Below are 25,339 nucleotides of genomic sequence, written 5' to 3'. Positions count from 1 at the left end.
GGCAGTCGGCGCGTGCCGTCTGGGCCTCGCGCCGGGCTCTTGTGCCCGATAGTTGGCGCTAATCATACCATCGCGCCTTCCACGCCCGGGCGCTTTCCGGGCCGCATGGGCGGCCATTTTCCACTGCCCCGTTAAGCCCCGTCCGATTCACTTTGTGCGGTCCGCGCCCTACACTCGGACCAGGCATCGCGCCGCCCGGCGCCTGCCCTCCGTGCGCGGCGGCAACAGGTGGCGGGCAAGTGACAGGGGAGCGGCGGGAAACTTCTAAGGGTTAGTGCTAGTCTCTCCATAGTCAGCGTGATCCCTGATGCCCATTGCAACCAAATCCTGTCGAGCGGGCAGGTGACGCAAAACGGCGTCTCCGGCCCAACGCGGAGTCCGCGCTCCGCGACACTTCTGGGAGTGTTCAGCATGACCGCCTCGATTCTGGCGACCTCAGACGAAAGATTGACCGGCCCCGGCGCCGGTGATGACAGGCAACGCATGCCCTGGTCCATCGGCGAAATCGACTTCGCCGCCATCGATGTGGCCCGCGTGCGTCCGGACCGCGAACTCTTCTACCTGCTGGTGTCCGCCTCTTTCGTCGAAAGTGGCTCCGACACCTACGCGGGCAACCTCGCCAGCTATTACGCCGCCAACCCCGAGGCGTCCGGCTGGCTTTCCGGGCAGTGGGAAGCCGAGGAACTCCAGCATGGCCTGGCGCTGCGGCGCTATGTGGAGCATGTGTGGCCTGGATTCGACTGGGAGCGCGGCTATGCCCGCTTCTTCGACGAATACCGCCATACCTGCTCGGTCGACAAATTCGAACCCTCCGAGGCGCTGGAGATGGCCGCGCGCTGCGTGGTGGAGACCGGTACCGCCGCGCTTTACCGCTCGCTCGAGCAGGCCAGCGACGAACCGGTGCTGCGCAACCTCACGCGCCGCATCGCCAACGACGAAGTGCGCCACTACAAGCACTTCTACCGCTATTTCAATACCTTCAACGATCTCGAACGGCTGGGCCGGCTGCGCGTGCTGGGCGCGCTGGTGCGCCGCCTGCTGGAAATCAAGAACGAGGATGCGGAGATCGCGCTGCGCAATGTGCTGCGCATCGAGCGCGGCGCGGAGGATATCCCGCAGAAGGATGTGCGCCGGCTCAATTCGCGGGTCAGCGCGGTGATCCGCCGCAACCTGCCGGTCGACATGACCGTGAAGATGCTGCTGCGCCCGCTGGACCTGCACGCCGGCGTCGAGCGCGCCATCCGCAAGCCGCTGGTGGCGGTGGTTTCGCGGGCGATGCTGTACTGAGCGCTTGCCGAAGCTGACGCGGCCCGGCGCCTATTGCGGCTGCAAGACGCATTCGCCCGCGTCCTCGCCCTTGCGCCGCGAACGATGCACCAGTCCGGACAAGGCCCCGGCCGCCACGATGCACAAGCCGCCGGCGGCTTCCTTCCAGCTCAGCGTCTCGGTGGCCAGCCACCACGACGACACCGCCGCGATCACGATCTCGAACAGCATCAGCAGCGAGACCCGGTTGGCCGGCAGGCGCTGCAGCCCATACTGCACCACCGAATTGCTCAGCACCAGCGTGGCGGCCAGGCCCAGCACCAGGGCCAGGCCGCCCCAGCCGATCGCCGGCGCCAGCGCCATGCCACCCGGCTCCAGCCACAGCGCGCACGGCAGCCCGACCGCGGTGCACCCCAGGTAGACCATGATCGTGCGCAGGCGCGCGTCCATGTCCGGGTAGAGCTGCCCGGCCCGGCGCGACAAGACGTTGTTGACCGCGAAACCCATGCCGCCCACCAGGCCGGACCATTCCGCCGCCTTGGCCGGCAGCGGCAGGCCGACTTCGGGCGTCCACAGCATCAGGCCCGCGCCCCCCAGCGCCAGCGCCACCAGCATCAGCCCCGCGGCGGACAGCTTCTCGCCCAGGAACAGGCGTGCGAACAGCGCCGTCCACACCGGCGTCAGGTAGAACAGCAGCAGGACCCGCATCACATGGCCGTTGACGCTGCCCCAGACGAAGCCGGCGTTGGTCACCCCCGCGGCCAGCCCGATCGCCACGAACAGCCAGGACCAGCGCAGCCCGCCCAGGTGGCGGGCAAAGGACAGCAGCGCGATTGCCGCCGCCGCCGCGCTCACCAGCGCCGCCGCCGTCATCCCGCCCAGGCCCCAGCCGGCCAGCACGCGGTAGGGAAACCAGGCGATGCCCCAGACCGAGGCACCCAGCAGGATCGACAGCGCGGACTTGAAGCCGTGCGCGTCGGCCGGGGCGGCGGACAAGGCGGATGAGGTAGGCAGATTGCTCATAAAAACGAAAGGAACCGCCGGCGTGGCGGTTGATTTGTGACGACAAAGGAAAATCGATGGTGCGGGAACGGGCGGCCGCCAGCGGCGCCGGCCCCGCGCCAAGTTGCCGGGAAGCCCGCCGAACCCCCGCACAGAGCGCGGGAGAGCCCGGCAATCCTCTATAATGTCCGGCTTTGAGCCTTGGCCCTGGCGGCCCGAACCTGACCGTGAACCCCCGACTCGACCTGCTCCAGCCCTATCCGTTCGAGAAACTGCGGGCGCTGGTGGCCAACGTGAAGCCGAACGCCGCATTGCCCGCGATCAGCTTCGGCATCGGCGAACCCAAGCATCCCACGCCCGAATTCATCAAGCAGGCGCTCACGGACTCGCTGGCGGGGCTGGCGAATTATCCCACAACGGCCGGTTCCGATGCACTACGACAGTGCATAGCGGCGTGGCTCCAGCGCCGCTACAACCTGCCGGCGGTCAATCCCGCCACCGAGGTGCTGCCGGTGACCGGCTCGCGCGAAGCGCTGTTCGCCTTCGCCCAGACTGTGGTCGACGCCAGCCGCCCCGGCGCGCTGGTGCTGTGCCCGAACCCGTTCTACCAGATCTACGAAGGCGCGGCGCTGCTGGCCGGCGCCACGCCGGTGTTCGCCAACAGCGACCCGGCGCGCAATTTCGCCCCGGCGTTCGACCGCATCTCGGCCGAGACCTGGGCCCGCGTGCAGCTGGTCTACGTGTGCTCGCCGGGCAACCCGACCGGCGCCGTGCTGTCGCTGGACGACTGGCGCGAGCTGTTCGCGCTGTCTGACCGCCATGGCTTCGTGATCGCCTCCGACGAGTGCTATTCCGAAATCTATTTCAAGGAAGGCGAGCCGCCGCTGGGCGCGCTCGAAGCCGCGCGCAAGCTGGGCCGCGCCGAAGGCGCCCACCCGTTCGAGCGCCTGGTGATGTTCTCCAGCCTGTCCAAGCGCTCCAACGTGCCGGGCCTGCGCTCGGGCTTCGTCGCCGGCGACGCCGCCCTGCTCAAGAAATTCCTGCTATACCGTACCTATCACGGCGGCGCCATGAACCCCGCCGTGCAGGCCGCCAGCGTGGCGGCCTGGAACGACGAGGCCCACGTGCGCGACAACCGTGCCGCCTACGTGCGCAAGTTCGCCGAGGTCACCCCGATGCTGGCCGAGGTGCTCGACGTGGCGCTGCCCGACGCGGGCTTCTACCTGTGGGCCGACGTCTCGCGCACCGGCCTGACGGATACCGCGTTCGCCACCCGCCTGCTGGCCGAGCAGAACGTCRCGGTGCTGCCCGGCAGCTACCTGGCGCGCGAGGCCGACGGCATCAACCCCGGCGCCAACCGCGTGCGCATGGCGCTGGTCGCCACGCCCGAGGAATGCCTGGAAGGCGCGCGCCGCATCGTCGCCTTCTGCAAGTCGCTCGGCTGAACGCCGAACGCGGCTGCCCCGAATTTTGTTGTAGACAACGATCAACCACTGAAAACACGCATATGACGCAAGCACTGCAAGCCCTGATCGACCAGGCATGGGAAGACCGCGCCAGCCTCTCGCCCAAGTCGGCCCCCAACGACATCCGCGAAGCCGTGGCCACCGTGATCGGCCAGCTCGACACCGGCGCCCTGCGCGTGGCCGAGAAGCAAGGCCGCGACTGGATCGTCAACCAGTGGATCAAGAAGGCCGTGCTGCTGTCGTTCCGCCTGGAAGACAACGCGCCGATGAGCGCCGGCGGCTTCGCCCAGTTCTATGACAAGGTACCGACCAAGTTCGCCGGCTGGACCGCCGACGACTTCGCCAAGGGTGGCTTCCGCGTGGTGCCGCCCGCCGTGGCCCGCCGCGGCTCGTTCATCGCGAAGAACGCGGTGCTGATGCCCTCCTACGTCAACATCGGCGCCTACGTCGACGAAGGCACCATGGTCGACACCTGGGCCACCGTCGGTTCGTGCGCGCAGATCGGCAAGAACGTCCACCTGTCCGGCGGCGTCGGCATCGGCGGCGTGCTCGAGCCGCTGCAGGCCAACCCGGTCATCATCGAAGACAACTGCTTCATCGGCGCCCGCTCGGAAGTCGTGGAAGGCGTGATCGTCGAAGAGAACTCGGTGATCTCGATGGGCGTGTATCTGGGCCAGTCCACCAAGATCTATGACCGCGAAACCGGCGAGATCCACTACGGCCGCGTGCCGGCGGGCTCGGTGGTGGTGGCGGGCAACCTGCCCTCCAAGGACGGCAAGTACAGCCTGTACTGCGCCGTGATCGTCAAGAAGGTGGACGCGCAGACCCGCGCCAAGACCAGCCTGAACGACCTGCTGCGCGGCGACTGATCGCGCCTAGCGCGGAGCTTGCGCGGGCGCCTGCCCGCGCAGGCTCCGCCGTCAGACCGATGCACCCCTTGCGCAAGCGACTCATGGCCCTGGATCCCGCGACCGTCAGCACCGTGCTGTCCCTTCTGCCAACCATTCTCGAGCAGGCCAACAAGACCATCGAGAAGATCAAGAAAGGCCGGCGCAAGGATGGTTCGCCCGAGCATGCCGGGCCCGAATCCCTCGAGGCGCGCGATGGCTCCGTCGCCGCCCGCATCGCCGAGCTCGAAGCCGCCGCCGTGCAGCAGGCCGAAGCCGTCAAGATGCTGGCCGAGCAGCACGCCATCACCATCGAGGCCCTGCGCAAGGAAGCCGCGCGCCTGGACCGCCGCCTGCGCCTGATGACCAGCGTGGCCATGGCCGGCGTGGCGCTGGGCCTGGGCGGGCTCGTCATCGCACTGAACCTGTTGTTCCGTTAATGCTGTTCCGCTAAGCCATCCAAGGCGCACCGCACATCATGACCGTCCTGCTCTACGGCATCCCCAACTGCGACACCGTCAAGAAAGCCCGCACCTGGCTGGACGCCAACGGCGTGGCCTACGACTTCCACGACTTCAAGAAGCAAGGCGTGGACGAAACGCTGCTGCGCGGCTGGCTCAGGCACGTGCCGCTGGCCACGCTGCTCAACCGCAAGGGCACCACCTACCGCGCGCTGTCGGATGCCGACAAGGCGCGCGCCGAGAACGAAGCCGGCGCCATCGCACTGATGCAGCAAAGCCCTTCGCTGATCAAGCGGCCGGTGCTCGATCACGGCGGGAAGATTTCCGTCGGGTTCTCGGCAGACAACTACGCCGGCCTGTTTTAAGCGGCTATCGCAGGGCTGGCGGCCGATTGTTCGCCGTCAGCTCCGGGGTACGCCGGCCAGCATCGACAAAGGCGTAGACTCCACGCCCGACACCCCTATTCCGAACCTCGGCCCCGACGCCGCAGACTCGCCATCATGAACCCCACCCTCGCCCTTACCGAAGACCTGATCCGCCGCCGCTCCGTCACGCCCGCCGACGAAGGCTGCCAGGCCGTGCTCGAAACCCGCCTCAAGGCCATCGGCTTCGAATGCGAGTGGATCGTCAGCGGCCCGGACGACTTCCGCGTCACCAACCTGTGGGCCGTCAAGCGCGGCACGCAGGGCAAGGCCGGCAAGCTGCTGGCCTTCGCCGGCCACACCGACGTGGTGCCCACCGGCCCGCTCGAGCAATGGGGCTCCGACCCGTTCCAGCCCAGCCACCGCGACGGCAAGCTCTACGGCCGCGGCGCCGCGGACATGAAGACCTCCATCGCCGGCTTCGTCGTGGCGACCGAAGAGTTCGTGCAGCAGCACCCCGCCCACGCCGGCTCCATCGCCTTCCTCATCACCAGCGATGAAGAAGGCCCCGCGCACGACGGCACCATCAAGGTGGTGGAAGCGCTCAAGGCGCGCGGCGAGCGCCTGGACTACTGCGTGATCGGCGAGCCCACCTCGGTCGACACCCTTGGCGACATGGTCAAGAACGGCCGCCGCGGCTCGCTCTCGGGCAAGCTCACCATCAAGGGCGTGCAGGGCCATATCGCCTACCCGCACCTGGCGAAGAACCCGATCCACCTGGCCGCGCCCGCGCTGGCCGAGCTGGTGAACGAGCGCTGGGACGAAGGCAACGAATACTTCCCCGCCACCACCTGGCAGATGTCCAACATCCACGGCGGCACCGGTGCCACCAACGTGATCCCGGGCCATATCACCGTCGACTTCAACTTCCGCTTCTCCACCGCCAGCACCCCCGAAGGCCTCAAGGCGCGCGTGCACGCCATCCTCGAGCGCCACCAGCTCGACTACGAGCTGGCCTGGACCCTGGGCGGCGAACCCTTCCTGACCGCGCGCGGCGAACTCTCGGAAGCGCTCAGCGGCGCGATCGAGGCGGAGACCGGCGTCAAGACCGAGCTCTCCACCACCGGCGGCACCTCCGACGGCCGCTTCATCGCCAGGATCTGCCCGCAGGTCATCGAGTTCGGCCCGCCCAACGCCAGCATCCACAAGATCGACGAGCACGTCGAAGTGCGCTTCATCGAGCCGCTCAAGAACGTCTACCGCGGCGTGCTCGATCGCCTGATCGCCTGATCGCCTGACCTGACTGACCTGAATACCTGGACCACCGCACCATGGCTACGCCCTCCCCCCTGCAAACCGTACGCGACCTGCTGCGCCTGGCCGTCTCGCGCTTCACCAAGGCCAGGTTGTCGTTCGGCCACGGCAGCGCCAACGCCTACGACGAAGCCGCCTACCTGGTCCTGCACACGCTCAACCTGCCGCTCGACACGCTCGATCCCTTTCTCGACGCGCGCCTGCTGCCCGAGGAAGTCGAGGCCGTGCTGCAAGTCATCGAGCGCCGCGTCACCGAACGCGTGCCCGCCGCCTACATCACCAACGAAGCCTTCATGCACGGCCTGCGCTTCTACGTGGACTCCCGCGTGATCGTGCCGCGCAGCTTCATCGGTGAGCTGCTCCAGGAAGGACTCGAGCCGTGGGTGGGCGATATCGCCGATATCGGCCCGGTGCTGGAGCTCTGCACCGGCTCCGGCTGCCTGCCCATCATTGCCGCCCACGTCTGGCCCGAAGCCCGCATCGACGCGGTCGACATTTCGCCCGACGCGCTGGAAGTCGCCCGCCGCAACGTGGCCGACTACAAGATGGAAAACCGCATCAGCCTGTACGAGGGCGACCTCTACGCCCCGCTGCCCGCAGGCGCCAGGTACGACGTCATCCTCACCAACCCGCCCTACGTCAACGAGACTTCCATGCAGGCGCTGCCGGCCGAGTACCACGCCGAGCCGCGCATCGCGCTGGCGGGTGGGGACGACGGCATGGACGTGGTGCGCCGGATCATCGCCGGCGCCAAGGCGCGGCTGAACCCGGGTGGCGTGCTGGTGGTGGAAATCGGCAATGAGCATGCCAATGTGGAAGCGGCTTTCCCCAACCTCGAACTGATCTGGCTGCCGGTCAGCGCGGGCGAGGAGCAGGTCTTCCTGGTGACCTACGAAGGACTGCCGGGTTAAGCCGGCGCGCAGCGGCGGGAAGCCTTCCTGCCGCCGCGCCTGCCGTCATCGAGGCCGGGCGCAGACTTCGCGCCCGGCCTTCTTTCATGCCTCAGAGCGGCGCAGCGCACGTGAAGTTGCGCTCGTCGTCGATGCTGCCGCTGCCCTTGTAGCGTGCCACCTGCGGATAGGCGCACAGCGGCCGCGTCCTTCCTGCATTGCCCTTCACCGCCGCGCTGCTCGCCAGCCCCCCCACCTTGTCGGTGGCATCGGCCTTGAGCGCGACGATGCGCGCGGGCGCCTGGCCCTTCTCCACCCAGTCCTCCAGCGCGCCGATGGCGTCGAACGCATTGGGGCCGATGCCGCTGCGGCAATGTCCCATGCCCGGCGCCAGGAACAGGCGCGCGAAGGCCGGCGTGTCGCTGACGGTTTTCCCGACCGCCTCGTAGTACTGGATGGTGTCGTAGGCATTGCCGATCGGGTCCGCCAGGCCGTGGTACAGGATCAGCTTGCCGCCGCGCTTGCGGAATGCGCCAAGATCGGGATCAGTGGCATCCACCGTGGCGCCGATGCGCGCCTTCACGATGGCGACGTCACGGTCCCAGTCGAACGAGCGCCAGTCCCAATTGGCATCCTTGAATACCCAATCCTTGAAGAACTCGGTGCGGAACGCCTGCGGTCCTTCGATCGCATAGCCCCAGCCGCCGAGGTAGCCGAACTCGCTGCCCACCGGCCAGCCCGGGTAGATCTGCGCCCTGGTGCGCGGGTTCTGCGCACCGGCGTACAGGCGCCTGAGCGTATCTACCTGCGCCCCGGTCAGGCATTGCGCGCCGTCGGCGTCGTCCTTGCACTGCAGGACCTTGGGATCGAAGCGGCACTGGCGCGGATCGCCGATCAGCCCGTCGGCGAGGCCATCCTGCGCGTCGCAGGCGCTGATCGCCGCCTGGTTGATCAGCGGCAGCTTCGACGGCGGGATATAGCCGGCCTTGGTCTTGAGGTTCTGGGTCGCTCCCCACAGGAAGCCCTGGTTCAACGCGGTCCGGTTGTTGCCGGGCGCGCCCGCGATGATGCCGTCGAAGTCGTCGGGGTAGCGCTGCGCGGCCATCAGGCCCTGCCCGCCGCCGGTCGAGCAGCCGAAGTAGTAGGCGTGGGAAGCGTCGCGACGCTCGAATGTCCTGACGATGGCGCGCGACGCCGCCGCCGCGGCATGGACCGAGCGATAGGCCCAGTCCGCGATCTTCTCCGGGTGGCCCACGCCCCAGTTCAGGTTCTCGTTGCGGTACCCGGCGGCGTCCACATGGCCGCTGTCGCTCGAGATCACCGCGTAGCCCCGCCGGATGGCCGGCTCGAGTTCGTCGTAGCGGATCGAGCCGACGTAGCCGCCGTTGCCGACCACCAGCGTCTTGCCGTTCCACGCCTCGGCGGGCGGCATCCAGAGCTCGAACCCGATGTCGGAGTCCGGCGTGGGCCTGAGCTGGCCGGCCACCCGGCAGAACGCCGGGAGATTGTCGATCTTGTGGCCGTTCGGCAGGGCCAGCGCTCCGGCGGCCTGCATCGCGGCGGACGTCATCTTCACGTCCGGCAGGCCGATATCCGCCAGCGATTCGCAGGCGTTCGCGGCGCGCGCGCCATGGGAAAAGAAAAGCGTGGCCGCCAGCAGCGCTGCGGCCGGGCTCCACTGTTTAAGCAATCTGGGGTTCACCATCATCGGGGGGCTGTCTCGCTCTAGCTCGTTGTCGTTCTGGCTGTCGGTCTGCGCAAGCTGGGAGCGCCGTTCTCGTGCGGCCGGCCCGGGCCGGTCCGGGGACTTGGGGGACGCGGGCGGCGTGGACGGCTTGTGCTCCAGCCATCCCATTCTTGACGAATCGAAGATAAAAGAAAAATGAATTTCTTTTTACCAACAATAAAGTAACGCTTTACCATTGGCGCCTCACCCAGTCCCCGTGCGTGCTTCCAGCGCCATCCCCAGCCACCGGTCATTCCCATGAACACAATCCGCATGCTGAAGACCTTCGTCGCGGTTGCCGACTTCGGCTCGTTTGCCGCGGCTGCCGAGCGCGTCGCCCTCACGCCGGCGGCGGTAGGCTCGCAAATGAAGGCGCTGGAAGACGAATGCAAACGGCCGCTGTTCGACCGCTCCAGGCGCGGCGTCACCTTCACGCCCGCGGGCGTGGCGCTGATCGCGCGGGCACGCCGGCTGGTGAAGGACTACGAAAGCATGCTCGCCGACCAGGTTGGCGAAAGCGAGATTGCCGGCACCGTGACCATCGGCGCGATCGTCTCCGCAATGGGCGCGCTGGCCACCAGCGTGGTCGAGCTGAAGTCGCAGTATCCCGCGCTGGATATCCGCATCATGAATGGCCGTCAGCTCGAACTGCAGGCCAAGGTGCTGGAAGGCGAACTGGACGCCGCCATCCTGATCGAAATGCCCAGGCCCGAGACACGGGAAGCCACCTGGACGCATCTGTACGACGAGCCGCTGATGCTGATTGCCAGCGCCAGGGCCGCACCGCCCGGAGCGGACGCCGTCGCCCTGCTGCGCACGCAGCCTTTCATCCGCTTCGACCGCGCCGCGACCACCGGCATCAAGATCGACCAGCTCCTGCGCCGGTGCGACGTGCAGCCGAACGAAATCGTCGAGATGAATTCGCTGCCCGCCATCGTGGAACTGGTGCGGCAGAACGCGGGCGTCTCGATCGTGCCGGTGCTGCACAACTTCGCGTGGCGCAGCGACGCGGCGCTACGCCTGTTGCCGATTCCGGGAAAGTAGCTCGAGCGCCGCGTCGGCATGCTGGAGAGCACCGGCCGGCTCTATATCACTTCGATCATCCGCGAGCATTTCGTCCGCAAGCATTGCGGCTGACGCGTGGCCAGCCCCGCGCGGGCATTCGATCCGTGCCGAAGCCCATGGGCAAGGGCGCCGGATACGGAGCGCGAGCCGGCTCCCGCCCCGGTTCGTCACTCGCTGGTCACGTTGGCCCTCTTGACCAATGCCGCATAACGCGCCGCTTCGCTCTGGAAGAACTTGGCGGCCGCTTCCGGGGTGCCCGGATTGATCGTATTGCCCTGCTTCTTCATCGCATCCAGAACCTCCGGGCTGGTGAATGCCTTTGCAAACAGCGCCTGGATGCGCCTGGCCTCGGCGGGCGGCAGGCCTGCCGGGCCCACGACGGCAAACCATCCCTCGACGGCATAGTCCGGCAGGCCTTGTTCAGCGATGGTGGGGATCTCGGGCGCCGCGGGCGAACGCGTTGCGCCGCAGAGACCGATCGCGCGCAGCATGCCGCTCTTCAGGTGCGGTGCGACGGCATTGAGCGCCACCACGCCCATCTCCACCTGGCCGGCGATCAGGTCGGTGATCATCGGCCCGGTACCCTTGTAGGGAACGTGGCGGGCCTTGACGTGCGCCTCCTCGAGGAACATTTCGGCGGCGAGCTGGATGATGGTGCCATTGCCTGACGATGCATAGTTGAATGCATCCGGCCTGGCCTTCAACAGCGCAACGAGTTCCTGGACGTTCTTCGCCGGAACCTTGGGATTGACCACCAGCACCAGCGGCGTCGAGCCGATCACGCTGATCGGCGTGAAGTCCTTGATCGCATCGAACGGCATCTTCTTGTAGACGCTGGGGTTGATGACGTGGTTGTTGGAAACGAGTCCCAGCGTGCTGCCGTCGGGCGGGGCCTTGGCCACCGCGGCTGCGCCGGCTATGCCGCCCGCGCCGGGAATGTTCTCGATCACCACGGGCTGTCCGAGGTTCCTGCCCAGCGAGGGGCCGGCAGCGCGGGCGATGGCGTCCACGCCCGAGCCGGCGCTGATCGGCAGGATCRGGCGCACCGGCCGGCCGGTGCCTTCGGCCGCCGCCGGAGCGGCCGGGACGGCGAGCGCGAACGCCAGCGCCGGGATAGCGATGCCGAGTACTGCCCTGCGTGAAAGAAAGGGGGCCATGCTTGTCTCCAGATATTTTTCTGTTCTGATCCGTGCGGCTGCGGGAGCCGTCCGGCAAGGCGGAAGGATTTCAGCCAGGCGTGTGCGCACGCAGGGCGGAAAGGATTTCCTCGTTGTGCTCGCCGATGCCCGGCAAGGGCATGCGCACGCCCGGGCGCCGGCCATCCATCATGAGTGGCAACAGCACGACGTCGGTGGTGCCGCCATCCTCGGTCTGCATCGGCGCCAGTCCCCCGCTCGCCTTGAGGTGCGGATCGTCGAGAAGCTGTTCCGGACGCACGATGGGCGCATAGGGAATGCCGGCGGCTTCAAGCCTGGGCGTGAGTTCGTCCACGCGATGATGCTTGAGAATCTCGCCAAGCCGTGCCAGCAAGGCCGGCCGCACGGCCACGCGCATGGCGTTGGTGGCGAATGCAGGGTCGGCGGCGAGATCGGGCCGTTGCAGCACCTCGCACAGGTTGTTGAACTGCTTGTCGCTCACGGCGCCGATGAACAGCTGCTCGTCTGCGGCCAGCGTGAAGACATCGTAGACGCTCCATGCGGACACGCGGGACGGCATCGGCGGCGGCGGCTCGCCGGTCATCGAAAACTGCTGCATATGCTGGGACGACAGGAACACGCAATTCTCGAACAAGGCGCTCTGCACTTCCTGCCCCTTGCCGGTGCGCTCGCGCTCGCGCAGGGCGGCCAGCACGCCGATGGCGCCGAACATGCCACCCATGATGTCGTTGACCGAGGTGCCGGCGCGCAACGGGCGGCCCTTTGGCCCGGTCATGTAGGAAAGACCGCCCATCATCTGCACGACCTCGTCCAGGGCCAGCCGGTTCTCATAGGGACCGGGAAGAAAGCCCTTGTGGGAGACGTAGATCAGCCCGGGATACTTCGCCGAAAGCGTCGCATGGTCCAGCCCGCATTTGGCCATCAGGCCCGGGCGGAAATTCTCCAGCAGCACATCGCACTGGCCGGCCAGTTCTGCCGCCGTGGCCTGCCCCTGCGGGGTGGTGATATCGATGACGACGCTTTTCTTGTTGCGGTTGAACGAGCGGAAGAAACCGATACCCAGCCCGGGAAGGTTGCGCGTCTTGTCGCCGCCCGGCGGCTCGACCTTGATGACTTCGGCGCCGAGATCGGCCAGGATCATGCCGCAGGTCGGGCCCATCACCATATGGGTGAACTCGAGGACGCGGATGCCGGCAAGCGGCAAGGGGGAATGTTCAGTAGGCATGGGTCGCTCTCAGGCGGTCACGGCATCGGCAAGCGACGCGGAAAAGGTCTTGGGCAGGCCGGCGCGCCACAGGGTGCCGTGCAGGGTTTCACCGTCCAGCCAGCCGGCCACGCGCGCGCGCAGCGCAAGCAGCTTGCCGATATCGGCGCCGGTCGCGAATCCCATGCTCGCGAGCATGAAAGCCAGGTCTTCGGTGGCGACATTGCCGCTGGCGCCGGGGGCGTGCGGACAGCCGCCGATCCCGGCAAGGCAGGCATCAAAGCGCGTGACCCCGGCTTGCAGGGCGGCACAGACGTTGGCCAGGCCGAGGCCGCGCGTATCGTGGAAATGGCCGCACCAGAAGCGCTCGCCGGCAATGGCCCGGGCGCGCTCGAACAGGCTTCGCACCATGGCGGGATCGGCATAGCCGACCGTGTCCGCCAGGCTGACGCGGTCGGCGCCCGCATCCAGCAAGGCCTGCATCAGGCGCAGTACTTCTTCCGGGTCCACGCGGCCCTGTATCGTGCAGCCGAAGGCCGTGCCGACGCCACCTTCGATCAGCGTCCGGGAGCCGGCCGCGTCGCGCGCGGCGCGGATCCGGCCCACCTCGGCCACCACTTCGTCGGGCGTCTTGCGCAGGTTGGCCAGGCTATGCGCATGGCTGGCGGAAAGCGGCACCAGCATCAGGTCCGCGCCGCTGGCGATGGCGTTCTCGGCGCCGCGCAGGTTCGGCACCAGTACCGAGACGAACAATCCCGGCATGGACCTGGCGAAGTCCACCAGTTCCGCGGTATCGGCCAGTTGCGGCAGCAGCCTGGCCGGCACGAACGAGCCGACCTCGATCTCGCGCTGGCCAGCGGCGTAGGCAGCCTGGATCCATTCGCGCTTGGCGGAGGTAGGCAGGATGGTAGCGATGCTTTGAAGGCCGTCGCGCAGCCCCACCTCGCGGATCACCGCCTGGCGGGATGTGCTGTTGGTCGGTGTCGTCATGCGGTCTGTCTCCACAGGTGGCTCCGGGGTTCCGGCTCGATAGGCGAACTGTATGCCGTTCCCGACGAGGCCAGAAGCGGTATTGGAGCAGCACTAACGTTCCGGATCGGAATGTCTCCGCCTGAAAACGTCGGGATCAGCCATTCCACAACGCCGCAGGGATTCCCGAGCTGAGCAATGATGATGAGAATTTCGCGTAAGATTTCCACATCGGAAACTCTGGCAAGGCCTGCGGATGCGTGACCTGGACCTCACCTCGCTGCGCCTGTTCGCCGCCGTTTGCGAGACGCGCAATATGGCGCGCGCCGGCGAGCAGCAGCACATCGTGGCGTCGGCCATCAGCAAGCGGCTGGCGCAACTCGAAGACACCGTGGGCGTCACACTGTTCGAGCGGCGCCGGCGCGGCGTGATCCCGACCGCGGCCGGGGAGATCCTGCTCGAGCACGCGCGCGCCATGCTGGCGGCGGCCGATCGCGTGGAGCGCGACATGGCCGACCACGGCAAGGGCATCAAGGGCCAGGTCCGGCTGCTGGCCACCGTGTCGTGCATGGCCGAATCCCTGCCCGACGATATCGCGGGCTTCCTGCAGGTACCGGCGCACCGGGATATCCGCGTCACCATGGAAGAAAGCCTCAGCCGCGACATCGTCAGGTCCCTGCGCGAAGGCTCGGCATCGCTGGGGATCTGCTGGGATGCCGCGGACCTAGAAGGATTCCAGACCCGGCCCTACCGCACCGATGCCCTGGCGGCGATCGTCCATCCCTCGCATCCGCTGGCCAGCCGCGCGGATTGCACTTTCGCGCAGACGCTTGACTACGACCACATCGGCATGCCGGGGCAGACTGCGGTGCACACCATGCTGGCGCGCGCCGCGGCCATCATCGGCAAGCCGATGGCGTACCGGGTGGTGGTGTCCTCCTTCGATGCCACGCTTCGCTGCGTCCGCGCGAACCTTGGCCTTACCATCGTGCCGCGCGAGGTGGTCGAACCCGTTTCGGCCAGCTTTGGCGTGCAGGTGATCCCGCTCACCGATGCGTGGGCGCAGCGGCGTTTTGCGATCTGCTTTCGCGACGAGGCGAGCCTGTCGCCGGCGGCACGATTGCTGGTGGACTTCCTGATAGCAAGAGCCGCATCCTGACAGGGGCCCGCCAGCCTGGCAAAACCCCGCAATCACGCCGGGGCCGGTCTTTTAAGTCTCGCTTAAGTCTCGGCCCCTAGACTGACAACACTCAAGACAACCCGGACAGGTGGTGCCATGACCCCCCAAGAGATGCAGGCGCTGGAAGGCTTCCTGGCGCAGTTGACCCAGGCCCGAGCAGGCGCAAAGGACCCCCAGGCAGAGGCGCTCATCGCCGATGCCGTCGCCAGGCAACCGGATGCCGCGTACCTGCTGGTACAGCGCGCCATCCTGCTTGACCATGCGCTGATCGCGGCAAAGGCCCAGATCTCTACGCTGCAGGCGCAGTTGCAGATGGCGCAGGCCAGCGGCTCCAGCCGCTTCCTCGCCCAGGAGAACGCCTGGGGAAGCAGCGCCAATGCCGTCAACAATTTCGGCAATGTCGGCAATGTCGGCAATGTCGATCCGGCCGCGGCGCGCCCGGTGATGCCGGCCCCGTCGGGCATGCCTGTCTCCGTATCGCCACCGGCCCAGCCGGTACAGGTGCAGGCACAGCCTCCCCGGCCCGGCTTTCTGGGCGGCGGCCTGGGAAGCACGCTGGGCGGCATCGCAACCACGGCCGCCGGCGTAGCCGGAGGCGCGTTCCTGTTCCAGGGCATCGAGAACCTGTTCCATCGCAATAGCGGGAACGGGAGCGGGAGCGGCTTTCTCGGGCAGCCCGCCGCGGGCGCGCTGCCGGCCGAGTCGACCGTGGTCAACAACTACTACGGGAATGACGACCGCTCGTCGGGCGATGCCCTTGATGCGGGGCTGAGTCGCGGCCTGCCGGATGACGGCGCGGGCAGTGACGACTTCCTGGACGACGACATATTCAATGCCTGACGCGCCCGTCCCGGCGTGAGCGGGGCCGGCGGCTCATGGCCATGCCTCGCATGGCCATGGGCCGCGGCGCCGGGCCCTACTCTTCCTCGTAGCCCTTTCTCAGTTTCTCGTCGACCAGCTTGTCCATTTCACGCCGGGCCCTCTCGTGCGTGTCGAACACCTTCAGGACAGACTGGCCATTCGTGCCGATACGGCCATAGCTCACCGTCATTTCCATTGCGCTCACCGAGATGCGCCAGAACTTCCTCGAGCTGCCTTGCTCGAAGCGAAACCGACGGACCAGGGACGTAGCGGATGCGCCGGGTCCGGCAGCCTCGCCAGGCAGCGCCGGCGAGACCCGGGCGGGATCCGGCGCGCCTGCGCCACCGGGGGACGGCGGGCCGTCGTCCGCTTCGGCATCCGGCGGCGCCTCTTCTTCCTCCCCGACAGTGCCGGCGAGACTGGCCTCGATGCGCGACAGCACGGCTTCCGGATCGCGTATCCAGTCCTTGCCCGGTATGTCGATCACGCGCCAGCCGAAATTGCGCAGGATGGTCGGCCGGAACACGTAGCGCTCCCGCGCGTCGGGCACCTCGGCATCGGGCGCGTCCAGCAGGATCGCCAGCGCATAGTGCCCGCCGGTCGCATCGGCAATGGCCAGGTCGCACCGGAAGCGCGATCGCCCCACATGCTCATGCACGTCGTGCCCGCGCGCGCGCAGCGCCGCCGCGATGGCGCGGCGAACCGGATCCTCCGGGGCCGCCCGGGTAAAAGCGCCCTTGGCGCCGGGATTGAGCCCGCCCAGCACCAGCTGCGAGCGCTCCGACTCGCCATGCGCGCTGGCGTGGGCGAACTGCAGGAACGCGCGCAGCGCCGCGGCGCCATCGTTATGCACGTTGGTGATCGCCTCGGCATGGATGGTCGAGACCACGGCCATGCGGTGGCGGGCCCGGCTGAAGATGACATTGAGCCGTTTCTCGCCGCCGCGCTGGTTGATCGGGCCGAAGTTCATCAGCATCTTCCCGTCCGGCCCCGGGGCATAGCAGATGCTCAGGATGATGATGTCGCGCTCGTCGCCCTGTACGTTTTCCAGGTTCTTCACGAACAGGCCGTTGAACTGGTCCTCGTCCTCGCGCACATATTCACGCTCCAGCCGCATCGCGAAATCCGCATCCTCCAGCGCCAGCACTTCCAGCGCTGCCTCGATTTCGCCCTGCTGGGCTTCCGRGAAGGCCACGATGCCGATGCTCAGGCCAGTCCCGCGCCGCAGGAGCTCGCGCACCATGGCGGCGATGTAGCGTGCTTCCGGCACATTGCGCCGCTGCGCGTAGACGCCGTCGTCGATACGATGAAAACTGACCGGGCGCGCCATCACATGGTCCACGCCGGCAATGACCGGGTCCCCGGCATCGAAGCGGGCATCGGCCGGCGCCTGGCCGGCCTGCTCCAGCATGCGGTCGGGAATGGTGACCAGGCGCCCCTCGTAGAAAGCCGCATTGGAGAAGCTGATCAGCGTTTCGTGCCGGCTGCGATAGTGCCAGGCCAAAAGGGTCGCGGGCAGGTTGCGCGCCGCCTGGTTCAGCAGGCTGTCGGCATCCAGGCTGATGGCGATCCGCTCGCCCTCTTCCTGGACGATGATCTCGTCCGCGTCCTCCGCGCCGGCAGCCGAGAAGAAGCTGGTCGGGGGCAGCTGCATCTCGTCGCCCACGACAACCACCTGCGACGCGCGGCTCAGCGCCGGCACGGCTTCCTCGGTGGGGATCTGGCTTGCCTCGTCGAAGATCACCACGTCGAACAGATCCGGCGAGAGCGGCAGCGTATCCGACACCGAGAGCGGGCTCATCAGCCAGATCGGCTTCAGGTCGTTGATCACCAGGCCGGTTTCGTCGTCGGACAGGTCGCGGATGGAGCGGTAGCGCATGCTCTTGCCGAACTCGTGCTCCAGCTCCCGGCGGCCGGTGGCATAGCGTTTCTTGAATTCCTTTCCGGCCGGATCGAGCTGGGTGGCCGACAGCGACGACTGCCGCACGTGCTCGCTGAACTGGCGATGCAAGGTCGCCCGCACCTGGCGTGCGTTCTGCTCGAGCACGCTCTTCTCGCCGTGGGCCACGCCGCGCGCCGCCGCAGCCAGTGCCGCGCCGTCGAAGCGGGCCAGCTCCGGCGCTTGCCGCTCCAGGCGTTTGAGCGCCTCGTCGGCCACCAGCGCCTCCAGCTCGGCCGGTGCGTAAGGCAGGGTCTGCAGCGCCCCGGCGTATGCCGCGCCGGCGGCGTGCGTGGCGCGCAAGAGCGGCAGCAGGTCCGGCAGTTCCTCCAGATCTTCGCGCAGGTCGCGCAACAGCTCGGCCAGGTCGTCCAGGGTGGCCGCATCGGCAACGGCGAGGCCCGCGCGCACGCGCTGGGCCAGCTTTTCCAGGGCTTGCTGCATCGATGCTTCGGCCTGCGCGGCCACGACCGGGTCGACGGCATTGCGCAAGTGCCCGGCCAGGCGACGGCTGATGCCGGACGAGGCGACGCGTTGCCGCAGCTCGTCCAGCGCCTGCAGGAACGATGGCATGGAGGGTACGCCGTAGCGGGCATGGAAGGCAGCGTCCGCCTGCGCGAGCGCCGCGGCGGCGGCCTGCTCCGCCGCCAGTGCTGCGAGCACCTTGGCATAGCCGGGGTGGATCGCATGGCGCGAGAAATCATAGCGGCGCTTGAGCTCCGCGCGCAGCCGCCACCACGCCGGCTGCAGCCAGCGCATCAGGGAGCCCTCGTGCCTGCGGACCAGGTCCAGCGCCGAAGCCGTGTCGTCCGGGCTCAGCTTGTCGCGCCACTGCGTGGTCGCGGTGGCAGCCTGGGCAAGCGCCGCGGTCTTCTGCTCGAGCTGCGCGCGCGCGCCTGCCAGCTCCGTGGCCGCCGGCGAGCCTGCATCCAGCAGGACCAGGTGGCCGGCCAGGTGATGGTCGAGCAGCCATCGGCTTTCCTGCGCAATGGCCAATGCATCCGTCAGCGAGGTGCCGCCGTCCGCCAGGCGGGCGGTATCGTCGAGCACCGCATCCAGCTGGTCGAACAGGGCTTCGCACTCATCCACCAGTTGCCTGGCCCGCCCGAAGGCGCGCTCATCATCGAGCAATCCGCGCGCAAGCCGGGCAAACGGATGCTCGGCCAGGCTGCGTACGCCAAAGCGCTCCACCAGGCTGCGATGCAGGCGCTGGGCCAGGTCCCGGTGCTTGGTCCAGGTGGCCATGGACGGCAGCAGCTCGCGCTGCGCCTGGTCGGGCGCGGCCGGGGCCGGCGGCAATTCGGCCAGGCGGCGCACCAGCGACCGGATCGTGGTGCCCAGCGACGCTGGCAGGTCCGCCATCGCTTGTTCGAAACGTTCGATGCGCGCCTGCTGCCGTTCCAGCGTGGCCAGGGTCTCGTTGCGCTGGTCCCGCAGCCGTTCGCTGTCGTGCGGCTGCGCGATCCAGCGCTCGTAGCAGGCGCGCAGATCGGTGACGAATGCCTTCTTGTCGGTCTGCGAATCGTGGATCAGGCAACACAGCTCGCCCAGCCCGCTCTGTTTCAGGCGATGGAAGACCACATCCAGCGCGGCGCGCTTTTCGCAGACGAACAGGACACGCAGCCCGCGCCCCGCGTAGTCCGCAATCAGGTTCGTGATGGTCTGCGACTTGCCCGTGCCGGGCGGCCCCTGGATGATGAAGCTGCGCTGGCTGCGGGCCAGGCTGACGGCGGCGTTCTGCGTCGCGTCGGAAGGCACCACGTTCCACTGGTCGCGGATGGCGATCGGCGCCACCGCCCCGGTGTCGACTTCCCGCGGCTCGATCGAGAACACCCGGTCGAATGCCGGATTGCTGGCTTGCTCCTCCAGCAACTGCGAATAATCGCGCACCAGCGACATCTTCCGATAGTTGAAGTTCGCCAGCGTCACCTGGGTCAGGTCCAGGTCCCACGCATAGCGGTGCCCCTCGGACTCCTGCAGCGCGTAGCCGACCTGTTCGGTTTCTGCTGCCTCTGCTGCCCCTGCGGCCTCTTCCGCCGGCGGCGCTTCCGCCATGCGGGCATGGCGCGGCCCCGCCACCGGCATGGCGCCGGCCTGGAAACGCTGCGGCAAGGGGCTCGGCCGCACCAGCGACTCGAACAGCGCCTGCCCCAGCGGACGGTAGTCCTGCGGGTCATAGCTGTAGTCGGGCAGGCTGGCCAGCCCCGCGCGCGGCGCGCGGCTTGCGCCGCGCCGGCGCTGGAACTGCTGCATGCGCTGCATGGCTTTCTGGCGCACCAGCCTGATGGCTGGCTTTTCCAGCAGGCGCAGCTCCACCGAGGGCTCCGACTGCCGGATCTGGGCCAGGATGTCCGCGTGCACCTGCGCGATCGTGGTCTTCTGCAGGTCGACGGTGGCGGGCAGCCGGATATCGTAGAGCTGGCGCAGGTAGTGTCGCAGGACCGGGTTGAACTCTGCCTCGGCGTCCTCGCACTGGATCACGTACTGGTCGCGCACGCCCTTCCTGCGGGTGAGCTCGACCGGCATCCACAACAGCGGCGTGGTGATGCGTTCTTCAGGCGCCTCCTTGAGGTTGTGCCAGCGCAGGAACGCCACCACCAGCCGCAGATTGCCGAAGCCGTACTCGGCGCGGTCGCGCCGGGTTTCCTGGATCAGGCGGTCGAGCGCTACCGGCAGGTAGGGCTGGTCCTCGAAGCGCAGCCAGTGATGCAGGTTCACCGCGCTGCCGGAGGCAACGTCGGCGGCGAAGGGGCCGCCCCAGGTGCAGATATGCTCCGCCCGGATGCTCTCGACCTGGAGCATCATCGGCACGCTCGCCACGGTGAGGTTCACGGTGGCCACGCCGGGCCGGAAATGCAGCAGGCGGTTGCGGCGCGAGAGATCGAAGAGGCGATCGCGCAGATGCGACAGGACCGCGGTGCGGCGCGGCGCCAGGCCCGTCGCCCCGGCCAGCGCGCGCTCGATGTCCAGCGCGGCCGGCTGGTCGCGCCACGCCTGGAGCCTGCGCGCCAGGCCCGACAGGTCGGTGGCGCGCTCGTGGCGGTTAAGCGCCGTCATCTCCACGATGACGCTGGCCACCACCGGATTGAGCCGGTCGTTGAGCTGGAACAGGTTGCGCCGGTGCGCGGCGAACCGCTCCACATCGTGCGCATCGTCGAAGTCCAGGCCGCACGCCAGGCATGCCAGCATCAGCCCCAGGCGGAAGATGTCGGTGATCTCGTCGTGGTGGCCGACCATGATCTCCCAGCTCGCCAGGCCCGGCAGGTAGACCGGACGCGAAATGGGCGCTTCGAGGTCCGGCTGCACATCGAGATCGGCAATCTTCTCGCCGGTGCCGGCGTCCGAGGACTTGCGCAACTCCCCGACGATATTGAGCGCCGAGCCGGGCTGCGGCTGCACGCGATGCACGGCGCCGATGTCCATCCTCGGCCGCTCGCCGCCCGGCTGCCGCAGCTGCAGCGCGCCGGACTCGCCCAGGACGACCGAACCCGCGTCCAGCGTCGCCACCCTGCCTTCGGCATGGAGCCTCGCGACCTCCCCGAACAAGGGAAGCACCAGCACCAGCACATCGTCCGTGGTCAGGGCGGCGCCGTCCTGCGCATCCACCAGGGACCGGAACGAGCTGGGCTCGCCTGTTGCTGCATCTGCCACGTCATTCATGCGTCTGTTGCCTTCGCCAGTTGCTTGTTCAGCCTGTCCAGGTCGCGCTTGCCGAAACGGGCATCGCGCTTGAGGTTGAGCTGCAGTGCCTCGAGGGTGCCCAGCGTGCGCGCGGTCCGCGCGGCATGCAGCAGCGCGGCATCGCGGATATCCGGATCCACCAGGGCGACGTCGAGCATCAGCGCATTCAGGTAGTGGCGCACGCTGTCATCCACCTGCGCGCTCTCGAAGGCGGACAATGCCGCCGGCGCCTCGGTGGCCGACCAGTCGGGGAACAGCGCGCGCACCTGGTTGGCCACCGCCTCGGTACGCAATGCGCCATCGGCCAGGAAGTGAGTGAGAAAGCCCCGCGTGAGCGCCGCCAGCCTGAGCTGGCCCGGCAGGTCGAGCCTGTCCAGCGCCAGCGGCCCCTGCAGCCTGCGCTCCAGCCATGCGTTCAGGTCCCCCGCGCCCTGCCACCACAGGTCGAGCGCCCGCGCCCGGATAAAGGTCTCCGGATGCGTTGCCGCCGCGGTCGCGCCGGCGTCGGCGGCGTCGACCTCGCTGGCCTGCCGCAGATACGCGGCGGCATCGGCGCTGGCAATGCCGGTGTGTACCTTGACCAGCGTGGACACGGCCGGGGCGACCGCGCCCGCCGCCACCGCACCGCCACGATCGGCGAACAGCTCGGTATGCAGGTAGTAGCGCCGCGCGGTCTCGTGGTGGCTCGCCGCGGAGGCCGCGGCCGCCATCGCATCGTTGAGGATGCGCTCGGCGGTGTGGAAGGCGCCCTCGTCGCATGACCAGAGCAGGTAGTGGGACAGTTCATGGCCGAACAGGGCCAGCAATTCTTCCTGCGTCAGGTGTTCGAGCACCGGCCCTTGCAGGATCACATGGACTTCGCCCGGCACGAACAACAGCGAGGCATTCATCTGCTGCCCGCCCGACTGGTAGATGCTGGCCGGCGCGGAGATCCCGAGCCGCTGCATCACCAGGCCGAGCGCTGCGTGCACCTCCGGATGCGCCGCGGCATCGAGACGGTAGGTATCGCGCAACAGGTGCGCACGGACCTCGGCCACATGCTCGTCCCGCACCTTGAAGGAACTCGCCCACGCCCACACATCGGGCTCCTGGCTTTTCAGGTAGTCAACCACGGCCAGGTGATAGGGAAGCGGGACCAGTGCACTGGCGTCCGGCAAAGCTGAATCCATCCCGTCGATTTCCTTATAGCCAAGTCTGGCGCGGCCTGCCGCATCGTCATTCAACGGCAAGGGGCCTGCGCCTCAAGCCACGAAGATACCCGATCCGCTGCCATGACAAAAGCGGGGCCGGCGCCGCTGCCCGCCGCGGTCTGCCCCGCGCCATCATCAACACGGTCATCAGCACCCCCATCAACGGCTGCGCTCCGCCAGCAAGGCGCTCATCCGCTGCGCAAGCGGCGAGACATAAGCGCCAGCCCGGGTGATCACGCCCACGCGCCGGCGCAGGTCCAGTTCCTCGACGCCCACGTCCAGCGCATGCAGTCCGTTCAGCATGGCCTCGTCCCCCCCGCCCGATATGCTCAGCATGCGCGTGCCGCGCATCAGGTGGAACAGCGACGCGCTGCCGAAGTCCGTTTCGATCCGCAGGTTCGGCCCGGCGAGTCCGCGCTCGCGGAAGGCCGCGTCGACCAGCTGCCGCAATACGATATGCGGCTCCGGCAGCAGCCACTCCTCGCGGGCCAGGTCCGCCAGCGTCAGCTTGCGGCGGCGCTGCAGCGGGTGGGCTTCGTCGGCCACCACGACGAGCCGGTCGTCGAACAGTTCCTGTACCGCGAACTCGCTCGCGCGCTGCATGGGTACCGGCGCGACGGCCAGGTCCAGTTCGCCTGCGATGAGAAGGTCCATCAGCTCCCGCGCAAGACGGCGGCGCAGGCGCAGCTTCGCCACCGGCCGTTCCCTGACGAGTTGCCGGCAGGCTTCCAGCACGAGCGCATTGGGCATGGAGGGCGAATAGCCCAGGCGCAGGATGCCCTGCTCGCCCGTGCGTACCCCCTGCATTTCCTTGATCGCATCGTCGTACTCCAGGCGGATCCGGCGCGCGCGCTCCATGAATTGCACGCCGGCCTGCGTCGGGACCATGCCGTTGGCGGTGCGCTCGAACAGGGGCAGGCCGATCTGCGCCTCCACCCGCTGCACGGCCTTGCTCAGGGCCGGCTGGCTGATGCCCAGCGTTTCCGCGGCGCGCCCGATGCCGCCGTGGGCACTGACGGCCAGCACGTACTCCAGATCCCTTGTCTCCATCTCGGCATTCCAGTTGGTTATGACTTTATAGCCAACGCAGCATTGTAGTGATGCCTCTCATCTTACAGACTGTGCTCAAGAACTACTACGACTACGGAGACACCGATGAGCTTCGCTTTCTTCCTTCGCCGTGCCGCACGGTATTGGGGCGACAACGCCGCCGTGCTGTACCAGGACCGCGTGCTGACCTACCGCCAGCTCGACGAGCGCTCGACCCGCCTGGCCAACGCGCTGCTGGGCCTTGGCCTGGCCCGGGGCGACCGTGTGGCGGTCCAGTCGCGCAACCGCACCGAACTGGTCGAGATCGAATGCGCCTTGTACAAGGCCGGACTCGTCAAGGCGGCACTGAACCCGCGCTTCACCGCGGCCGAGGCATCCGACGTCGTGGAGAACTGCACGCCGCGCGTTCTGCTCGCCGGACCGGGCTACACAGGCTACTCGCCCGCCACGGCGGGCTTCGGCTCGGTCGAGACCTTCATTTCGATCGGCGGCCACGCCGCCGGCTATGGCGACTACGAGTCGCTCCTGGCCGCCGGCGGCACGACCGCACCGGAGATCGCGCCGGCCCCTGGCGACCTCGCCGTGCTGCATTTTTCCTCCGGCTCCACCGGCAAGATCAAGGCCGCCATGCAGAGCTACGGCAACCGCCTGGCGGCGCTGCGCAAGATGCTGCTCGGCATGGACAAGCCGGCGCGGCCGGGCGACCGCCTGGCTTTGATCGGGCCGGTCACCCATGCCTCGGGCATGCTGATGCAGCCCTACCTGTATGCCGGCGCGACGCTGGTGCTGTTCGACAAGTTCGAGCCCGCGCATTTCCTTGCCGAGGTCGCCAGGCTGCGCATCACCCATGTGTTCATGGTGCCGGCCATGATCAATATGCTGCTGGCGGAGCCGACGCTGGCCAGCGCCGATCTGGGCAGCCTCAAGACGCTGGCCTATGGCGCGGCGCCCATGGCGCCGGCGCGTATCCGCGAAGCGTGGGAGCGCATCGGCCCGGTCCTGTCGCAGGGCTACGGCGCCAGCGAATCCACCTCCGGCGTGACGCGGCTGTCGACCGCCGACCATGCGGATGCGCTGGCGCGCCGCCCGCAGCGGCTGGCCTCCTGCGGGCGCGCGCTCGGGGAAACGGAGGTGCGGGTCGTCGACGACCACGGCCAGGAAGTGGCCGGTGACGAGATCGGTGAGCTGATCATCCGTGGCGAAGACGTCTTCCAGGGCTACTGGGGCGAGCCGGAGCTGAGCCGCGAAACCCTGGTCGACGGCTGGCTGCGCACCGGCGACCTCGCCCGCGTCGACGAGGAAGGCTATATCTACCTGGTCGACCGCAAGAAAGACATGATCATCTCCGGCGGCTTCAACGTGTACCCGACCGAGGTCGAGGCGGCCCTGTACCTGCACCCGGACGTGCTGGAAGCCTGCGTGATCAGCGTACCCGACGACACCTGGGGCGAGAGCGTCAAGGCGGTGGTGACGCTCAGGCCCGGCCGGCAGGCAAGCGCGGCCGACCTCATCGCCCATTGCCGCGCGCGCATCGCCGACTACAAGTCGCCGCGCTCCGTCGACTTCGTTGGCGAGCTGCCCAAGAACGCCAGCGGCAAGCTGGCCCGCAAGCTGGTGCGTGAACAGTACTGGCAGGGTGTCGCCCGCCGCGTCAATTAGCCAACCGGTC

19 protein-coding genes are annotated in these 25,339 nt (G+C 68.0%); 11 read left to right on the top strand and 8 right to left on the bottom strand.

The genetic code is table 11. The annotated features are described in order from the left end of the window. Nucleotides 1-483 precede the first annotated feature (483 nt). Nucleotides 484-1,287, top strand: coding sequence for a ferritin-like domain-containing protein (locus AC1DK4_RS08430; protein ID WP_441613464.1), 804 nt, complete (start codon nucleotides 484-486; stop codon nucleotides 1,285-1,287). 30 nt (nucleotides 1,288-1,317) lie between these two features. On the opposite strand, the gene AC1DK4_RS08425 is transcribed toward AC1DK4_RS08430, so the two are convergent. Next, nucleotides 1,318-2,289 carry a DMT family transporter gene (locus AC1DK4_RS08425; protein ID WP_441613463.1) on the bottom strand — a complete coding sequence of 324 codons (972 nt, stop codon included), beginning with the start codon at nucleotides 2,287-2,289 and terminating at the stop codon, nucleotides 1,318-1,320. A 206-nt stretch (nucleotides 2,290-2,495) separates the two neighbouring features. Here AC1DK4_RS08425 and dapC point away from each other — a divergent pair, with 206 nt between their 5' ends. From dapC to prmB, 6 genes are all read left to right on the top strand, one after another. Beyond that, nucleotides 2,496-3,713, top strand: a complete 1,218-nt coding sequence (dapC, locus tag AC1DK4_RS08420; protein ID WP_477131468.1) for a succinyldiaminopimelate transaminase — start codon at nucleotides 2,496-2,498, stop codon at nucleotides 3,711-3,713. 62 nt (nucleotides 3,714-3,775) lie between these two features. Continuing rightward, on the top strand, nucleotides 3,776-4,603 hold the full coding sequence (gene dapD / locus AC1DK4_RS08415; RefSeq protein ID WP_441613461.1) for a 2,3,4,5-tetrahydropyridine-2,6-dicarboxylate N-succinyltransferase: 828 nt from the start codon (nucleotides 3,776-3,778) through the stop codon (nucleotides 4,601-4,603). Between the two features lie 83 nt (nucleotides 4,604-4,686). After that, nucleotides 4,687-5,061 (top strand): hypothetical protein, encoded by a 375-nt coding sequence (locus AC1DK4_RS08410; RefSeq protein ID WP_441613460.1) that lies wholly within the window; start codon nucleotides 4,687-4,689, stop codon nucleotides 5,059-5,061. A gap of 38 nt (nucleotides 5,062-5,099) precedes the next feature. Further along, complete coding sequence (locus tag AC1DK4_RS08405) at nucleotides 5,100-5,447, top strand: arsenate reductase (protein WP_441613459.1); 348 nt, start codon at nucleotides 5,100-5,102, stop codon at nucleotides 5,445-5,447. 135 nt (nucleotides 5,448-5,582) lie between these two features. Then, complete coding sequence (gene dapE / locus AC1DK4_RS08400) at nucleotides 5,583-6,734, top strand: succinyl-diaminopimelate desuccinylase (RefSeq protein WP_441613458.1); 1,152 nt, start codon at nucleotides 5,583-5,585, stop codon at nucleotides 6,732-6,734. A gap of 41 nt (nucleotides 6,735-6,775) precedes the next feature. After that, nucleotides 6,776-7,669: a 50S ribosomal protein L3 N(5)-glutamine methyltransferase gene (gene prmB / locus AC1DK4_RS08395; RefSeq protein WP_441613457.1), complete on the top strand. Its 894-nt coding sequence runs from the start codon at nucleotides 6,776-6,778 to the stop codon at nucleotides 7,667-7,669. Nucleotides 7,670-7,760: 91 nt separating this feature from the next. Here the strand turns inward: prmB and AC1DK4_RS08390 are convergent, their stop codons facing one another. After that, nucleotides 7,761-9,503 carry a tannase/feruloyl esterase family alpha/beta hydrolase gene (locus AC1DK4_RS08390; protein WP_441613456.1) on the bottom strand — a complete coding sequence of 581 codons (1,743 nt, stop codon included), beginning with the start codon at nucleotides 9,501-9,503 and terminating at the stop codon, nucleotides 7,761-7,763. Between the two features lie 129 nt (nucleotides 9,504-9,632). Here AC1DK4_RS08390 and AC1DK4_RS08385 point away from each other — a divergent pair, with 129 nt between their 5' ends. Further along, nucleotides 9,633-10,418 carry a LysR family transcriptional regulator gene (locus AC1DK4_RS08385; protein WP_477131467.1) on the top strand — a complete coding sequence of 262 codons (786 nt, stop codon included), beginning with the start codon at nucleotides 9,633-9,635 and terminating at the stop codon, nucleotides 10,416-10,418. 188 nt (nucleotides 10,419-10,606) lie between these two features. On the opposite strand, the gene AC1DK4_RS08380 is transcribed toward AC1DK4_RS08385, so the two are convergent. From AC1DK4_RS08380 to AC1DK4_RS08370, 3 genes are all read right to left on the bottom strand, one after another. After that, nucleotides 10,607-11,596 carry a tripartite tricarboxylate transporter substrate binding protein gene (locus AC1DK4_RS08380; protein ID WP_477131466.1) on the bottom strand — a complete coding sequence of 330 codons (990 nt, stop codon included), beginning with the start codon at nucleotides 11,594-11,596 and terminating at the stop codon, nucleotides 10,607-10,609. 70 nt (nucleotides 11,597-11,666) lie between these two features. Next, complete coding sequence (locus tag AC1DK4_RS08375) at nucleotides 11,667-12,821, bottom strand: CaiB/BaiF CoA transferase family protein (protein ID WP_441613453.1); 1,155 nt, start codon at nucleotides 12,819-12,821, stop codon at nucleotides 11,667-11,669. 9 nt (nucleotides 12,822-12,830) lie between these two features. After that, nucleotides 12,831-13,790, bottom strand: coding sequence for a hydroxymethylglutaryl-CoA lyase (locus AC1DK4_RS08370; protein ID WP_441613452.1), 960 nt, complete (start codon nucleotides 13,788-13,790; stop codon nucleotides 12,831-12,833). Nucleotides 13,791-14,025: 235 nt separating this feature from the next. Here AC1DK4_RS08370 and AC1DK4_RS08365 point away from each other — a divergent pair, with 235 nt between their 5' ends. Both AC1DK4_RS08365 and AC1DK4_RS08360 read left to right on the top strand, forming a co-directional pair. Beyond that, nucleotides 14,026-14,928, top strand: a complete 903-nt coding sequence (locus AC1DK4_RS08365; RefSeq protein WP_441613451.1) for a LysR family transcriptional regulator — start codon at nucleotides 14,026-14,028, stop codon at nucleotides 14,926-14,928. Nucleotides 14,929-15,045: 117 nt separating this feature from the next. Continuing rightward, nucleotides 15,046-15,789 carry a DUF2076 domain-containing protein gene (locus tag AC1DK4_RS08360; protein WP_441613450.1) on the top strand — a complete coding sequence of 248 codons (744 nt, stop codon included), beginning with the start codon at nucleotides 15,046-15,048 and terminating at the stop codon, nucleotides 15,787-15,789. A 76-nt stretch (nucleotides 15,790-15,865) separates the two neighbouring features. Here AC1DK4_RS08360 and AC1DK4_RS08355 read toward each other — a convergent pair whose 3' ends face one another. The 3 genes from AC1DK4_RS08355 to AC1DK4_RS08345 form a co-directional block, all read right to left on the bottom strand. Next, nucleotides 15,866-21,409: an AAA domain-containing protein gene (locus AC1DK4_RS08355; protein WP_477131465.1), complete on the bottom strand. Its 5,544-nt coding sequence runs from the start codon at nucleotides 21,407-21,409 to the stop codon at nucleotides 15,866-15,868. Then, nucleotides 21,406-22,599, bottom strand: coding sequence for a M48 family metalloprotease (locus AC1DK4_RS08350; protein ID WP_441613448.1), 1,194 nt, complete (start codon nucleotides 22,597-22,599; stop codon nucleotides 21,406-21,408). The genes AC1DK4_RS08355 and AC1DK4_RS08350 overlap by 4 nt, the downstream gene beginning before the upstream one ends. 180 nt (nucleotides 22,600-22,779) lie before the next feature. Beyond that, complete coding sequence (locus AC1DK4_RS08345; protein ID WP_441613447.1) at nucleotides 22,780-23,670, bottom strand: LysR family transcriptional regulator; 891 nt, start codon at nucleotides 23,668-23,670, stop codon at nucleotides 22,780-22,782. 105 nt (nucleotides 23,671-23,775) lie between these two features. On the opposite strand from AC1DK4_RS08345, the gene AC1DK4_RS08340 reads away from it, so the two are divergent. Continuing rightward, nucleotides 23,776-25,329: an AMP-binding protein gene (locus AC1DK4_RS08340; RefSeq protein WP_441643454.1), complete on the top strand. Its 1,554-nt coding sequence runs from the start codon at nucleotides 23,776-23,778 to the stop codon at nucleotides 25,327-25,329. The last annotated feature ends 10 nt before the right edge of the window (nucleotides 25,330-25,339 follow it).

The organism is Cupriavidus sp. 05N38 (assembly GCF_056397345.1).
Note: the sequence above shows the minus strand (reverse complement) of the source record. Positions and strands in the feature narration are given on the sequence as shown.